Origin of the sequence: Streptoverticillium olivoreticuli subsp. olivoreticuli (assembly GCF_003391135.1) — a bacterium.
Classification (GTDB): domain Bacteria; phylum Actinomycetota; class Actinomycetes; order Streptomycetales; family Streptomycetaceae; genus Streptomyces; species Streptomyces blastmyceticus.
The window spans coordinates 4,287,222-4,301,654 of the sequence record NZ_CP031455.1 but is presented as its reverse complement, the minus strand read 5'-3'; the positions used below and the strand labels follow the sequence as shown (position 1 = coordinate 4,301,654).

Annotated in this window: 17 protein-coding genes; 13 read left to right on the top strand and 4 right to left on the bottom strand. The window is 68.9% G+C overall.

All coding sequences use genetic code 11. The features are described 5' to 3' along the window. On the bottom strand, positions 1-219 hold the full coding sequence (locus tag DXZ73_RS18720) for a DUF397 domain-containing protein (protein WP_116212128.1): 219 nt from the start codon (positions 217-219) through the stop codon (positions 1-3). Positions 220-411: 192 nt separating this feature from the next. Between DXZ73_RS18720 and DXZ73_RS18710 the strand changes: the two genes are divergently transcribed. Further along, the gene (locus DXZ73_RS18710; protein WP_116211950.1) at positions 412-1,803 is read left to right on the top strand and encodes an IS1380 family transposase; all 1,392 of its coding nucleotides are present in this window, start codon (positions 412-414) and stop codon (positions 1,801-1,803) included. A gap of 139 nt (positions 1,804-1,942) precedes the next feature. On the opposite strand, the gene DXZ73_RS18705 is transcribed toward DXZ73_RS18710, so the two are convergent. After that, on the bottom strand, positions 1,943-2,764 hold the full coding sequence (locus DXZ73_RS18705; protein ID WP_425315848.1) for a helix-turn-helix domain-containing protein: 822 nt from the start codon (positions 2,762-2,764) through the stop codon (positions 1,943-1,945). A 414-nt stretch (positions 2,765-3,178) separates the two neighbouring features. Between DXZ73_RS18705 and DXZ73_RS38235 the strand changes: the two genes are divergently transcribed. The 7 genes from DXZ73_RS38235 (at position 3,179) to DXZ73_RS38230 (ending at position 6,645) form a co-directional block, all read left to right on the top strand. Beyond that, positions 3,179-3,334 carry a hypothetical protein gene (locus DXZ73_RS38235; RefSeq protein WP_162890249.1) on the top strand — a complete coding sequence of 52 codons (156 nt, stop codon included), beginning with the start codon at positions 3,179-3,181 and terminating at the stop codon, positions 3,332-3,334. Between the two features lie 147 nt (positions 3,335-3,481). Then, positions 3,482-3,721: a hypothetical protein gene (locus DXZ73_RS18695; protein ID WP_116212126.1), complete on the top strand. Its 240-nt coding sequence runs from the start codon at positions 3,482-3,484 to the stop codon at positions 3,719-3,721. Continuing rightward, the gene (locus DXZ73_RS18690; protein WP_116212125.1) at positions 3,696-4,220 is read left to right on the top strand and encodes a DUF6879 family protein; all 525 of its coding nucleotides are present in this window, start codon (positions 3,696-3,698) and stop codon (positions 4,218-4,220) included. Before DXZ73_RS18695 ends, DXZ73_RS18690 begins: the two co-directional genes overlap by 26 nt. 27 nt (positions 4,221-4,247) lie before the next feature. Beyond that, a complete protein-coding gene (locus DXZ73_RS18685) occupies positions 4,248-5,096 on the top strand; it encodes a helix-turn-helix domain-containing protein (RefSeq protein ID WP_116212124.1) in 849 nt (282 codons plus the stop codon). 107 nt (positions 5,097-5,203) lie between these two features. After that, entirely contained in the window at positions 5,204-5,335 is a 132-nt protein-coding gene (locus tag DXZ73_RS40090; RefSeq protein WP_275898583.1) for a hypothetical protein, read from the top strand. A gap of 3 nt (positions 5,336-5,338) precedes the next feature. Then, a complete protein-coding gene (locus DXZ73_RS18680) occupies positions 5,339-5,527 on the top strand; it encodes a hypothetical protein (protein ID WP_116212123.1) in 189 nt (62 codons plus the stop codon). Between the two features lie 317 nt (positions 5,528-5,844). After that, entirely contained in the window at positions 5,845-6,645 is an 801-nt protein-coding gene (locus DXZ73_RS38230; protein ID WP_162890248.1) for a helix-turn-helix domain-containing protein, read from the top strand. A 115-nt stretch (positions 6,646-6,760) separates the two neighbouring features. On the opposite strand, the gene DXZ73_RS18670 is transcribed toward DXZ73_RS38230, so the two are convergent. Then, positions 6,761-8,293 carry a peptide MFS transporter gene (locus DXZ73_RS18670; RefSeq protein WP_116212121.1) on the bottom strand — a complete coding sequence of 511 codons (1,533 nt, stop codon included), beginning with the start codon at positions 8,291-8,293 and terminating at the stop codon, positions 6,761-6,763. 469 nt (positions 8,294-8,762) lie between these two features. Between DXZ73_RS18670 and DXZ73_RS18665 the strand changes: the two genes are divergently transcribed. Continuing rightward, a complete protein-coding gene (locus tag DXZ73_RS18665; protein WP_116212120.1) occupies positions 8,763-9,443 on the top strand; it encodes a response regulator transcription factor in 681 nt (226 codons plus the stop codon). Positions 9,444-9,503: 60 nt separating this feature from the next. Further along, positions 9,504-10,763, top strand: a complete 1,260-nt coding sequence (locus tag DXZ73_RS18660) for an ATP-binding protein (protein ID WP_116212119.1) — start codon at positions 9,504-9,506, stop codon at positions 10,761-10,763. Positions 10,764-10,767: 4 nt separating this feature from the next. Here the strand turns inward: DXZ73_RS18660 and DXZ73_RS18655 are convergent, their stop codons facing one another. After that, positions 10,768-11,274, bottom strand: coding sequence for a GtrA family protein (locus tag DXZ73_RS18655; RefSeq protein WP_116212118.1), 507 nt, complete (start codon positions 11,272-11,274; stop codon positions 10,768-10,770). A gap of 204 nt (positions 11,275-11,478) precedes the next feature. Here DXZ73_RS18655 and DXZ73_RS18650 point away from each other — a divergent pair, with 204 nt between their 5' ends. The 3 genes from DXZ73_RS18650 to DXZ73_RS18640 are packed head-to-tail and all read left to right on the top strand — an operon-like array spanning position 11,479 to position 14,371. Then, a complete protein-coding gene (locus DXZ73_RS18650; RefSeq protein WP_116212117.1) occupies positions 11,479-12,654 on the top strand; it encodes a 5-(carboxyamino)imidazole ribonucleotide synthase in 1,176 nt (391 codons plus the stop codon). Further along, positions 12,651-13,181 (top strand): 5-(carboxyamino)imidazole ribonucleotide mutase, encoded by a 531-nt coding sequence (gene purE / locus DXZ73_RS18645; RefSeq protein WP_116212116.1) that lies wholly within the window; start codon positions 12,651-12,653, stop codon positions 13,179-13,181. The genes DXZ73_RS18650 and purE overlap by 4 nt, the downstream gene beginning before the upstream one ends. A 5-nt stretch (positions 13,182-13,186) precedes the next feature. Further along, a complete protein-coding gene (locus tag DXZ73_RS18640) occupies positions 13,187-14,371 on the top strand; it encodes a dipeptidase (RefSeq protein WP_116215695.1) in 1,185 nt (394 codons plus the stop codon). Positions 14,372-14,433: the final 62 nt, after the last annotated feature.

The following is a 14,433-nucleotide window of genomic DNA, read 5'->3' as shown; positions in this document are numbered from 1 at the left end:
TTACAGGTGGCCTCCGGCCGCTCTGAGCTCGGCGACGAATTCGGTCCATGCGGTCGGCTCGAATATGAGGGCGGGGATACGGGGGCTCTTGCTGTCGCGTATGGGGATGGCACCGGAGGGAGCGAGGGCGGGGGCCCACTCAAGGCAGTTGTCGCCTCCGTTGCCACTGAAGCTCGATTTGACCCACTCGACGCCGGACAGATCAAGGGTGGTGCTCATCAGGTAAGGCCTCCATGACGGACCGGATGAAAGCCGCCGAGTCACCCGGCGACAGTGCGGATGCGCTTAGCCTTGATCCACCGCCGGACGCCTTGTGGATAACGTCTTGGAAAACAAGAAAGTGCCTTGTGACCTGCAATGATGGGAGTTCTTCAGGCTTCCAGCACGCATAATCAGCAAGGCACTTCCGAGATGCAAGTTTCCCACACGCCAGCGGCGGTCTCCGCCGTGTTCGATGACCCGAATCTGATCGCGCATGCCGGGCTGGTCCCGGTGATGCGACTGGCCGGGCGGTGCGGTCTGCCCCGGCTGGTGACGGAGAAGGTGAGGCTGACCGGGGCGAAGAACGGCGCGGGTGCGGCGGCGGACGCCAAGGTCACCAGCATCGTGGCCGGCATGGCCGCAGGGGCCGACAGCATCGACGACCTGGGCGCGCTGCGCCACGGCGCGATGCCGACCGTGTTCCGAGGGATCCGTGCCCCGTCCACCCTGGGCACCTTCCTCCGCTCCTTCACCCATGGCCATGCCCTCCAACTCCACGCTGTCCACCGCAGGTTCCTCGCGGAACTGGCCGCGCACACCCCGCTGCTGCCCGGCTCCGACGAGAAGGCATTCATCGATGTCGATTCCACCCACAAACGCGTCTACGGCCGGGCCAAGCAGGGTGCCGAGTACGGCCGGTTCAAAGGCATCCGCACCCTGCACCCCCTGCTCGCCACGATCTGCACCCCCGCCTCCCGGCCGGTGATCGCCACCGTGCGGATGCGCCGCGGCAAAGCCGCCGACTCCCGCGGCGCCCCGAAACTCGTCAGCGAGGCCCTGGCCACCGCCGTCGAGGCCGGCTGCACCGGCATGCGCATCCTGCGCGCGGACTCGCAGTTCTACAACGCCGGTGTCATCGCCGCCTGCCGCCGGGCCGGCGCCCACTTCTCGGTCACCACCGGCATGAACCCCTCCATCAAACGGGCCATCCACAGCATCCCCGACACCGCCTGGCAGCAGATCACCTACCCGACCGCAGTGCCCGACCCGGAGACCGGCGACCTCATCTCGGACGCCGAAGTCGCCGAGATACCCGTCTACGCCGCCTTCGTCAGCCGCAGGAAAGCCTCGCGGGTCACGGCCCGGCTGATCGTGCGCCGGGTCCGTGACCTCGCCAAACCCGCCACCGTGGGCGAGCAGGGCGAGTTGTTCCCCGTCTGGCGCTACCACCCGTTCTTCACCGACAATCCCGCCCGGACCCTCCAGGCCGAGCAAGAACACCGCCACCACGCCGTCGTCGAACAGGTCATCGCCGACAGCAAAGCCTCCGCCCTGGCCCACCTGCCCTCGGGACACTTCCATGCCAACTCCGCCTGGCTGACCCTGTGGGCGATGACCTGCAACCTGCTGCGGGCGGCCGGCGCACTGGCCTCCGCCTTCCACGCCAAGGCCACCACCGCCACTCTCCGCACCCACCTGGTCCAGGTTCCGGCCCGGATCGCCCGCTCCGCACGACGCATCACCCTGCACCTGCCGCACAACTGGCCCTGGCAGCATGCCTGGACACACCTCTTCGACACCGTCCACGGCCCACCCGGCTGACACGACCAGCCCCTACCCGACCCGCCCACCGCCAGGGCCCAACCGGAACCGAACCCGTGGAAAAGCTGGGCAGACCAGCGACTACAACCTGCCCATGCCCAACCACCGACCTCAAACCGGCTCGAAACCGGTCACAAGATCACTCCCCAAACCACGTCGGTGGATCAGGGCTTAGGAGATCGTAGGCACGGTCACGAGTGGTGAAGTCCGAAGCGTCCTCGAGCAGGGTCCCGGTCGAGATGGACTCCTCGTAGGCCACCTGCGTTCCGTCGCGCAGGGTCATGAGCGTCAGCGTTCCGCCCATCAGGGCGTGACCCCCATGGGCGAAGGGCAGGATTTGCAAGGTGGTGGTGGCTGTGACGGTAAGCCCTGCCAGACGGTCGAGTTGGGCTCGCATGACCGCCGGGCCGCCGACAGTGCGCCGGATCACGGCCTCATCGAGGATGAAGGAGATATCCGGCTCCGGGTCGGCCCGCAACAGAGCTTGCCGCGTCAGTCGAGCCGTCACCAGTTCCTCGATCTCGTGCGGTGTCGCCCGGGGGTTGTACGTCTCGAACAGAGCCCTTGCGTACTCCTCTGTCTGCGCCAGCCCTGGCGCGATCTGCCCGGTGTAGTGCTGGATCAGCCGCGCTCGCGTCTCCAGCTCCATTCGGCGCCGGAACTGATCGGGGTGGATTTCCCGGCGAGCGAGTTTGTACAGCTCCTCGAAAATCCCATCCGTACCGAATGCGTCGTCCAGCTTGCCCGGTAGGTCAGGCGGTGGCATGGCCTCGGCTGTCTCAATGCGGGACAGATGGGACTTGCCGATGGCCACCACGGATGCCAGCCCCTCAAGAGTTATCCCCGCCCGGTCACGCTGCGCACGCATCTTCGCGCCGAACAAGTCGCGGGCGGAGCGGTCCGGTGTCAGCTGGCGCGGTCTTGCCGGCACGTGTGCAACCCCCATCTCCCCAATCGCCATTGGGGACATCGATCTCTAGTGGTCACGCGGAACGGTCGACAACTCTAGGGCTCCATACAGGAGTTGCCCGGCCGTAATGGTCGGGACACGCGGAGGCGGAGCCGATATGAACAGGCGATCGATGAGTCTGGGTGGGTTGGTCGAGGGGCAGGTGGTACGGCATGGGCCCGAGTCGGGCGGAACTGTGGAATGGGGAGCGGCCACAGCTATGGCGCACCCCTTCACATCGCTGCTGGTCGAGTTCGTTGGCCCGTCCGCGACCGTCCACGGCGACCCCAGGACGTGCCCCGAGTGTGTTCGCCTCGACGCGGCGCGCACCCGGGCGTGGGCCAGGCGGGACCCGGTGGCGGAGGCTGCTTGCGGTGAGCGGGTCCTCGGCCACCTCGTGGATGCGCACCGGGTGGTGAGCCCGCGATGATCGACATCAGGACCGTCACTGGCTCAACCCGCTGCCTGGAGTGCTCGAAGATCATTCTGGCGCGGGCGACCGCGCGGCGCGAAGGCCGGTTCAGGGCGGCGGAATCCCTGGACCAGGTCCTCGGACGGCACGCGAAGTCGGCGCACTCCTGATGCCCCGCCGGGGGAGAGGCCGGGTTACCCGGCGTCGCTGTCGTCCCCCGACGTTCTGCAATTCCGTGCACGCCTCCTTGACCGGGTCGGTACGGAAGACCGATGGTCATGCAACCGACCGCAACAGTCTCGACACGGGAGGCAGTTATGGCGCTACGGTTCATCGCGAAAGATCCCCACACCGACGGCAAGGACTGCCCGACAGCTTGGGTGGACGACGAGGCCGAAGAGATCCTCTTCCAAGGCTGGAAGGCCGGGGAGGAGACATTGGCCAAATGCCGGGAGACGGGCCCGATCCCGGAGACCGAGGCGGTGGTGAGGATTCCGTTCCGGATGATCCCCGCCATCAGGGAGGCTTGTGATGTCGCTGAAGGTGTTCGACTTTGACGAGCTGATCAACTCGTCGGAGCGCTCGGCGGTGCACCTGGAGATGCGGGACGCCTATGGCGTGGCCGAGGAGAACGCCGACTTCGCAGCCTGGAAGGCCGGTGACCGCAGCAGTCGGTACGACCGTATGGGACGCCGACGCGAATGGCTGGAGCTCGTAGCTCGCACTCTCGCCCGTGGCGTGGTCATGCGCCGTGCGCGGATCGTCTCCGAGCCGGTGAGTGACTACATCCGGTTCGAGCACGAGGGAACGCAGCTCAACATCGAGGCCGGGGAACAGGTCCGCTGGCTGCCGCGCCGACAAGCATCCGACATCGCGCTTCCGGGTAACGACTTCTGGTTGTTCGACGACCGAGTTGTACGGTTCGGCTACTTCTCCGGAAACGGTCAGTACGTCGGGGAGGACTTCACCGACACCCCCGCCGTGGCGAAGCTGTGCGCCTCCGCGTTCGAGGCGGTGTGGGAGCGCGGTATCCCGCACGAGAGGTTCAAGGTCTGACGGCGGGCGCCAACGGACTGCCGGCTCATGACCGCCTCCCCGTCCTCCAGCGTCCAGGAGGCCCGCAAGTCCATCGCGGAACGCTTGCGGGAGATCCGTCTTGACGCCGGGCTGACCGGACGTGAGCTGGCTTTCCGGTGCGGCTGGCATCCGTCCAAGTCGTCACGGATCGAGAACGTGAAGACTCTGCCGTCGGATGCCGACCTCCGGGCCTGGTGCCTCGCCTGCGGAGCCGAGGACCAGGCCACCGACCTCATCGCCGCTTCGCGTACGGCCAGTTCCATGTACATGGAGTGGCGCCGGTTGCAGCGCACGGGACTTCGCAGGCTCCAGGAGTCGTACGTCCCTCTCTACGAACGGACCAAGCTCTTCCGGGTCTACTGCTCCCACGTCGTTCCGGGTCTGCTCCAGACACCCACATACGCCACGGCGCTCCTGTCCGCCATCACGGACTTCCGCCGTATCCCCAACGACGTCGAGGATGCCGTCAGCGCCAGGATGGCCCGCTCGCATGTCATCCGCGAGGGCGACCACCGGTTCGCCGTCCTGCTGGAGGAGGGCGTCCTACGGCATCGAATCGGGGACGCCGAGACGATGGCCGGGCAGCTCGGACATCTCCTCACGGTCATGTCCCTGCCTCGTGTGTCCCTCGGCATCATCCCGTTCACGGCGGAGCGCCGGATGTGGGTGATCGAGCCGTTCACGATCTTCGACGACGCACAGGCCGGGGTCGAGCTGCTGTCCGCCGACGTGACGCTCACGGCACCCAACGACACGCATCTGTACACCCGGGCCTTCTCCGAGCTGCAACGACTGGCCGTGTACGGCGCTCGGGCCAGGCCACTCATCGCTGCCGCGATCAACGCTCTCGGGTAACTCGCCTGCAATCGCCCGCAACTTCGTGGCCGTCGGCGTTCCTCGGTTCCTAGCGTCTTCGCCACGGCGGCGTGACAACGCGGCCTTGGACCGGAAGGAGCGTGAACATGGGTAAGAAGGACGACGAGTGGGACCCGAACGAGAACAGGGACCAGGTCACCGACCCCGATACGCAGGTGTCCCAGAACGGTAGCGTCTACAGCAGCATGGCCGACGACGAGGAGCGTGAAGGGAAGTAGCGCATGATCCACGGCGAGCACCTGGCGAAGGATCTGCGGCGCGACCATGGGTTCGTGCACATCGGGCGCACCAAGGACGGCAACGCCGTGATCATGCGCAAGGGCGACCGATGGACCGTCGTGCCGCTTAGGTGGCTCACGAGTGACGCCGTGGACACCATCAAGGCCCAGGCCGGAGTCGACCTCGTCTGAGCCGTCCCACAACAGCCCCGCCCGTACGCGCGGACGGGGCTTCTGCTTGTGATGCAAGGGGGATCGGGCCGGCGCCGGATCGACGTTTCCAGGACCCGGTTCGCCGTCAACCGGCAATCCCCGACGTCCCGTTAAAGAAATGGGGGAAAGAACCGAACCACTCCATACCGCACACGTCACCCTATCGGGTGACAAGGTGGCAGGCATGGGCACCGGCGCGGTACGTTCGCGCCACAACTCCCATACAGACGACGGCCCCCGCCGGGACTGGCATCCCGGACGAGGGCCTGATCATCAAGGAAGTCAGACCCTTCCCCATGACTGAAGCGCAGTTTAGCGCGCATACATCTGCGCGCGGAGTGGTCCACGTCCGGCACCGCCACGACGCCAACTTCACCGTCGTCGGCAATCACCTCGCCCAGCACCCCCACCTCTCCGCCGTGGCGATCGGCATCGGGGTGTACATCCAGTCCCTCCCCGACGGGGCGACCATCGGCATCAAGGATCTGACCCGCCGCTTCCGCGAAGGCGAGATCGTGCTGGCACGCGCACTGCGGGAGCTGGAGGCGGCCGGGTATCTGGAGCGGCGGCGGGTGCGGTGCGAGGGCGGGCGGATGGTGACGCGCACCAACTGGTACGAGCATCCCGGCTGCCGCGACGGCAGCGTGCCCCAGCCCCGCCCCCGCCGCCGGGTGGTCGACTTGATCAAGCGAAGGCGGCGGGACGACACACCCCACCCACCCGCCGATGAGCCCGTCGATCAGCCCGCCGCCGACCTCCTCGCGGGCCTGCGCCGCCGCGACCCGCGGCTGATCCTCTCCGAGCGGGACGTGAGGACGCTCGCCCCGGGCGTACGCGCATGGCTCGACCGCGGCGTGGGTCCCACCCAGCTCGCCCGTACGCTCAGCGGCGAGCTCCCCATGGGTGTGATCGCCCGCCCGGCCCGCCTCCTCGGCTACCGCCTGAAGGCGTGGCTGCCGCCCGTACTCCCCGCGCAGCCTCCGGAGCCCTCGGAGCGGCGCGACCGGCCCCTGCCCCTGCGTACCTGTGACGGCTGTGAACGGGCCTTCCGCGCCGCTGCCCCCGGCAGGTGCCGCGACTGCCGCACGGCGGCTTGAACAGCTTGAACAGGCGGAGGGGGCGCGAAGGCGCCCCCTCTACATCCGCCGCAACGCAAAGCGCCCCCGGCGCGTCATCGCGCCGGGGGCACCAAGTGTCACGAAGAGTGACGGGTCAGCGGACGTCGCCCATCAGACCCTCGATCTTCTTGCGGTACATCCACACCGCGAGACCGGCCAGCGTCGCGGCCGCGGCCTGGCCGAGGATCACGCCGTTGCCGTTGAGGTCGACACCGCCCTCGGTCAGCAGGGTCATCGTGCAGTCACCCGCGGTCACCGCGAGGAACCAGACACCCATCATCTGGCTCGCGTACTTCTGCGGCGCCATCTTCGTGGTGAGGGACAGGCCGACCGGGGAGAGGCACAGCTCGCCCATGGTCTGGATCATGTAGATCATCAGCAGCCAGGCCGGGCTGACCTTCGTGCCGTCGGAGGCCATGCCCATCGGGATGGCGAAGACGAAGAACGAGGCACCGATGATGACCATGGCCATCGAGAACTTCACCGTGGTGCTGGGCTCGCTGTTGCGGCGGGACAGCCACAGCCACATCGAGGCGAAGATCGGGGCGATCGCCATGACCCACAGGGGGTTGACCGACTGGAACCAGGTCGACGGGAAGTCGATGCCGAAGACGTTGTCCGCGGTCTTCTTCTCGGCGAAGGTCGACATCGTCGAGCCGGCCTGGTCGAAGATCATCCAGAACACGGCGGCGGCGACGAAGAACCAGATGTAGCCGCTGACCTTGGTCTGCTCGGTCGCGGACAGTTCCTTGTCGCGCTTGATCCGGGTCAGCACCGTGATCGGGATGGCCACGCCGAGCAGGGCGAGCGGGACGGTGGCCCACGACTGCGTGAAGTGGCCGGTGCCCGCGACGACGCCGTAGAAGGCGGCGGCGATGGCGAACCACATCAGGGCCTTCAGGAGCACCGACTTGCGCTCCTCGGCCGACAGCGGCTTCGGGACGACGCTGCTCTTCGGGTCCAGGTGGCGGGTGCCCAGCAGGAAGATGATCAGGCCGAGGCCCATGCCGACCGCGGCGATCGAGAAGCCCAGGTGCCAGTTGACCTTCTGGCCGACCGTGCCGATGACGAGCGGCGCGGCGAAGGCACCGACGTTGACGCCGATGTAGAAGATCGTGAAGCCGCCGTCACGGCGCGGGTCCTGCGGACCGTCGTAGAGGTGGCCGACCATCGTGGAGATGTTGGCCTTCAGCAGACCCGAGCCGATCGCGACCAGCGCGAGACCGGCGAAGAAGGTCGGCTTGCCCGGGACGGCCAGGGCCAGGTGACCGGCCATGATGACGCCCGCCGCGATGGCGACCGTCTTGCGCGGGCCCCAGACGCGGTCGCCGAACCAGCCGCCGGGCATGGCGAGGAGGTAGACCATCCCCACGTAGGCGGAGTAGATGGCCACCGAGCTGGCCTCGGGCATGGCCAGGCCGCCGCCCTGGCTGTCGGGCTTCGCGTCCGGGCCGCCTGCGATCAGGTAGACGACGAGAAGGGCACGCATGCCGTAGTAGCTGAAGCGCTCCCACATCTCCGTAAGGAAGAGGGGGGCCAGGCCACGGGGGTGGCCGAAGAAGGTCTTGCCGCCGGCAGCAGGAGTGGTCTCCTGAGGAGCAGCACCCTTCGTCAGGCTGGACGCCATGGTCGATCCTTGTGTGCTCGGGACGCGCGGTGGAGCTGCTGCGCGCCCGGGTGGGGGTTGGCCGGCACCGGCTACTGCACTGCCCGCCCCCACGCCCTAGGGGTTCGGCCCCTCTGACGAGGGCCCGGCAGGACAGCCGTACGCCGGGATCCACGCCCCCGCGCACCTTCGCGCGGCGGACCCGGCCGACAGGTCATTCACTGTTTTCCAAGGCTGCGGGGGCAGCCCCGTGCACAACAGGGACCTTCGACGCGGTGTTGTTCTGCCGAAGGTCCCCCGATGGTGCTACAGACGTCTGGTCACCATACGTCACACCCCGCCCGCATAAGGAAGGAGTTGAGACATGGATCACAGGTGACGCCGGAACCATTCGCATACGTTCGAAGGTGAGTTTGCTCTTGGAGAAGTGTTGCCCTCGGTAGCTCTGAGTGCACCTCTGACGTGCGCCCGAGCGGACTACCATCAGTCCATGACCCGAGTACTGCTCGCCGAGGATGACGCGTCCATCTCGGAACCGCTCGCACGCGCCCTGCGCCGCGAGGGTTATGAGGTGGAGGTGCGCGAAGACGGTCCCACGGCGCTCGACGCCGGCCTCAAGGGAGGGGTGGACCTGCTCGTCCTCGACCTCGGGCTGCCCGGCATGGACGGCCTGGAGGTCTGTCGGCGGCTTCGCACCGAAGGCCATGGCTTCCCCGTGCTGGTCCTCACGGCCCGCGCCGACGAGGTGGACACCGTGGTCGGCCTGGACGCCGGCGCCGACGACTACGTCACCAAGCCCTTCCGGCTCGCCGAGCTGCTGGCGCGCGTACGGGCCCTGCTGCGCCGCGGCACGGTCGAGTCCCACCAGCAGCCGCCCGCCACCCACGGCGTGCGGATCGACGTCGAGTCGCACCGCGCCTGGATGGGCGACGAGGAACTCCAGCTCACCGCCAAGGAATTCGACCTGCTCCGGGTGCTGGTGCGGGACGCGGGCCGGGTCGTCACCCGTGACCAGCTGATGCGCGAGGTCTGGGACACCACCTGGTGGTCCTCCACCAAGACCCTCGACATGCACATCTCCTGGCTCCGCAAGAAGCTCGGGGACGACGCCGCCAATCCGCGCTACATCGCCACCGTCCGCGGCGTGGGATTCCGCTTCGAGAAGAGCTGAGCCGACCGGCCCAGGGCCCCACTGCCGGGCTGCTTACGTACCACCCGCCCGGAGGGCACAGTGCGCCGCCGACTGATCAATTCCACGCTCGCCGTCGTGCTCGTCGTGATCGCCGTCTTCGGCATCTCGCTCGTCATCGTCGAGACCCGCACGATCGAGAACAGCGCCCAGGAGAGCGTGCAGTCCGAGGCGGTGCGCCTGGAGAGCATCGTCGACAGCCGGCTGGTCGGCGGCGAGCGGGTGGAGTCGGGGATCCTCAGTGAGCAGATCACGCCCGAGCGCTACGCCCGGATCGAGATCCCCGGCCGGCCGGTCATCGAGCTCGGCACCCGGCCCAAGGGCGGCATCATCTCCGCGCAGCTCAAGGGCGGGCAGGGCGAGAGCGTACGGGTCGAGGCGTCCCGCTCCACGGTCAGCCGCGAGGTCGGCCGCACCCTGCTGGTGATCCTGGCGGTGGCCCTGCTGGCCGTGGTGGCAGCCGTCTTCCTGGCCGTACGGCAGGCGAACCGGCTCACCGCGCCGCTGATCGACCTCGCCGAGACCGCCGAGCGCCTCGGCTCCGGCGACCCCCGCCCCCGGCACCGCCGCTACGGCGTGCCCGAACTGGACCGGGTGGCGGACGTCCTGGACTCCAGCGCCGAGCGGATCGCCCGGATGCTCACCGCCGAGCGCAGGCTCGCCGCCGACGCCTCGCACCAGCTCCGCACGCCGCTGACGGCCCTGTCGATGCGGCTGGAGGAGATCACGCTCACCGATGACCCGGACACGGTCAAGGAGGAGGCGACGATCGCCCTCACCCAGGTGGAGCGGCTCACCGATGTCGTCCAGCGGCTGCTCACCAACTCCCGCGACCCCAAGTCCAGCTCGGCCGTCACCTTCGACCTGGACGAGGTCGTCAAGCAGCAGATCGAGGAGTGGCGCCCCGCCTCGCGCAGCGAGGGGCGGGCCATCGTGCGCTCCGGCAAGCAGGGGCTGCGGGCCGTCGGCACCCCGGGCGCGGTGTCGCAGGTGCTCGCGACGCTCATCGAGAACTCGCTGATGCACGGGGACGGCACGGTCGCCCTGCGCACCCGTGTCACCGGCAACCAGGCGGTCGTGGAGGTCACCGACGAGGGGCCGGGCGTTCCGCCGGACCTGGGCGCGCGGGTCTTCGAGCGGACGGTCAGCGGCCGCAACTCCACGGGTCTCGGACTGGCGGTCGCCCGCGATCTGGCGGAGGCGGACGGCGGCCGCCTGGAGCTCCTCCAGGCGAACCCGCCGGTCTTCGCGCTGTTCCTCGGCCGGGAGGCCGACCAGACGGACGGTGGCGGCTCGGCCTGAGCCGCTACTTCGCGTCGATCCGCGCCGGAGAGGTGTCGGTCAGGAAGGACTCCGCCGTCTCCACCGCCTCGCGGGCCGGCAGGGCGCGGAAGACCCAGGTGCGGTAGGACCAGAAGCGGAAGACCGTGCCGATGCCGAGGCCGACGACATTCTTGGCGATGTTGTCCGCGAGCGGGGAGGTCAGGCCGAAGCCGTAGTGGGAGAGCGCCAGGATGCCGTTCTCGATCACCAGGCCGATGCCGCTGAACAGCAGGAACAGGGACAGCTCACGGCTGCGCCGGCTGGTGTCGGCGTCGCGGTACGTCCAGTAGCGGTTGCCGACGTAGTTCGTCGCGATGGCGACGGCCGTCGCGATCACGCCCGAGCGCACCACGGCGAGGTGGAACCCGTGGACGCAGATGTTGAAGACGATGAGATTGACCACGAACCCGATGGCCCCGACCGCGCCGAACTTCGCTATCTCGCGGGCCAGCCTCCGCAGCCGGGAACGCATGGTGTGCCGTTGACTCATAAAGATCGTCAGGCTCCGTCGTGTGGGGCTGTCCGGGACATGGGGCAGCTTTCATGCTATCCAGCGCCTCCGGGCGCCGAGAGACGGAGTCGGTGAACGTGCGGCGAACGCACGCCATATCGGCCATCATGCGAGACACTCGCTCTTCGGATGATCCTCCAAGTGGGTTCGGGAGTGGTTCGCGCGTACGGATACCCTGGGGGCGTGACGTTCCCGGTAGTCGGCATGGTCGGCGGCGGTCAGCTCGCCCGTATGACCCACGAGGCGGGTATCCCCCTCGGCATCAAGTTCAAGCTGCTCAGTGACACCCCGCAGGACTCGGCGGCCCAGGCGGTCAGCGACGTCGTCATCGGCGACTACCGCGACCTGGAAACCCTTCGTGCTTTCGCACAAGGCTGCGATGTGATCACCTTCGATCACGAGCACGTTCCGACCGAGCACCTCCGGGCCCTGGAGGCGGACGGGATCCCCGTCCGCCCGGGGCCCGACGCGTTGGTGCACGCCCAGGACAAGGGTGTGATGCGGGCGAAGCTCGACGCGATCGGGGTGCCCTGCCCCCGGCACCGGATCGTCGAGGACCCCGCGGACGTCGAGCGCTTCGCCGCGGAGCTGGGGGCACCCCCAGCGGTAGCTGGGGGAGGCTTCCCCGTCGTCCTCAAGACGGTCCGCGGCGGTTACGACGGAAAGGGGGTTTGGATCGTCCGCAACGCAGAAGAGGCGGGTGAACCCTTCCGCGCCGGAGTGCCCGTGCTCGCCGAGGAGAAGGTCGCCTTCGTCCGCGAGCTCGCCGCCAACGTCGTCCGCTCCCCGCACGGCCAGGCCGTCTCCTACCCCGTCGTCGAGTCCATCCAGGTCGACGGCGTCTGCGACACCGTCATCGCCCCCGCGCCCGGCCTCTCCGAGCAGCTCTCCGCGCACGCGCAGCAGCTCGCCCTGAAGGTGGCCAAGGAGCTGGACGTCGTCGGCCACCTCGCCGTCGAGCTCTTCGAGATCCGGGACGAGGACGGCAACCCCGCGGTCCTCGTCAACGAGCTGGCCATGCGCCCGCACAACTCCGGCCACTGGACCCAGGACGGCGCGATCACCTCGCAGTTCGCCAACCATGTGCGCGCCGTGCTCGACCTCCCGCTCGGCGACCCGCGCCCGCGGGCCAAGTGGACCGTCATGGCCAACGTCCTCGGCGGCGACTACCCCGACATGTACTCCGCCTACCTCCATTGCATGGCGCGGGACCCCGGCCTGAAGATCCACATGTACGGCAAGGACGTGAAGCCCGGCCGCAAGGTCGGCCACGTCAACACCTACGGCGACGACCTGGCCGACGTGCGCGAGCGCGCCGCCCACGCCGCCGGATACCTGCGAGGAACGATCACCGAATGAGCCACCGCTCCCCCCTGGTCGGCATCGTCATGGGCTCCGACTCCGACTGGCCCGTCATGGAGGCCGCCGCCAAGGCCCTCGACGAATTCGACGTCCCCTACGAGGTCGACGTCGTCTCCGCGCACCGGATGCCGCGCGAGATGATCGCGTACGGGGAGCAGGCCGCCGGCCGCGGGCTCAAGGCGGTCATCGCCGGCGCCGGGGGAGCGGCCCACCTCCCCGGGATGCTGGCCTCGGTCACCCCGCTGCCGGTCATCGGCGTGCCCGTGCCGCTGAAGTACCTCGACGGCATGGACTCCCTGCTCTCCATCGTGCAGATGCCCGCCGGGGTCCCCGTCGCCACCGTCTCCGTCGCGGGCGCCCGCAACGCCGGGCTGCTCGCCGTCCGCATGCTCGCCGCCCACGACGACGAACTGCTGGCCCGCATGCGCCGGTTCCAGGACGAGCTCAACGAGCAGGCGACCGAGAAGGGCCGCCGCCTGCGGGCCAAGGCCACGGGCAACGACGGCTTCGGCTTCGGGAAGTGACCACCGTGAACGACCACCTCGCCCGCGCCCGGGAACTGCTCGCCGCGCACCCCGTCGTCGACGGCCACAACGACCTCCCCTGGGCCCTGCGCCAGCAGGTCCGCTACGACCTCGACCGGCGCGACATCGCCACCGACCAGAGCGCCGACCTCCACACCGACCTGCCCCGGCTGCGGGCGGGCGGCGTCGGGGCACAGTTCTGGTCCGTGTACGTACGGACCGACATGGCCGGTGACGACGCCGTCAGCGCCACGCTCGAACAGATCGACGTCGTGCGCCAGCTGGTCGCCCGCCACCCCGCGGACCTGCGCCTCGCCTTCACCGCGGACGACATGGAGGCGGCGCGCGCGGATGGCCGGATCGCGTCCCTCATGGGCGCCGAGGGCGGCCACAGCATCAACAACTCCCTCGCCACGCTCCGCGCCCTGCACCGGCTCGGCGTGCGCTATATGACGCTGACCCACAACGACAACGTCCCGTGGGCCGACTCCGCCACCGACGCGCCCGTCGCGGGCGGGCTGACCCGCTTCGGCGAGGAGGTCGTGCGGGAGATGAACCGCGTCGGCATGCTCGTCGACCTCTCGCACGTCTCCGCCGACACGATGCGCTGTGCCCTGCGGGTCAGCACCGCGCCGGTGATCTTCTCGCACTCCTCGGCGCGGGCGGTGTGCGACCACCCGCGCAACGTCCCCGACGACGTGCTGGCCTCGCTCGCCGCGAACGGCGGCGTGGCCATGGCCACCTTCGTCCCGAAGTTCATCCTGCCGGAGGCCGTCGCCTGGACCCGGGCCGCCGACGAGAACATGCGCGCCCACGGCCTGCACCACCTCGACACCACGGCCGAGGCGATGGCCGTCCACCGCGCCTTCGAGGCGACCAACCCGCGCCCTCTCGCGACGGCGTCGACGGTCGCCGACCACCTGGACCACATGCGCGAGGTCGCGGGCATCGACCACATCGGCATCGGCGGCGACTTCGACGGCACGGCGTTCACGCCGGCGGATCTGGCGGATGTCGCGGGCTATCCGAACTTGATCGCGGAGTTGCTGCGACGGGGTTGGTCGGAGGGCGACTTGGCGAAGCTGACGTGGGGGAACGCGGTGCGGGTGCTTCGCGCGGCGGAGGATACGGCCCGCTCCCTGGCGGATACGCCCCCGTCGAACGCGACGCGCGAGTCCTTGGACGGCTAGTTCTTCCCCAGCCCCGCCCCTTCCCGAAACCGGGGGAGACCCCCGGACCCCCAGCGCCCTGC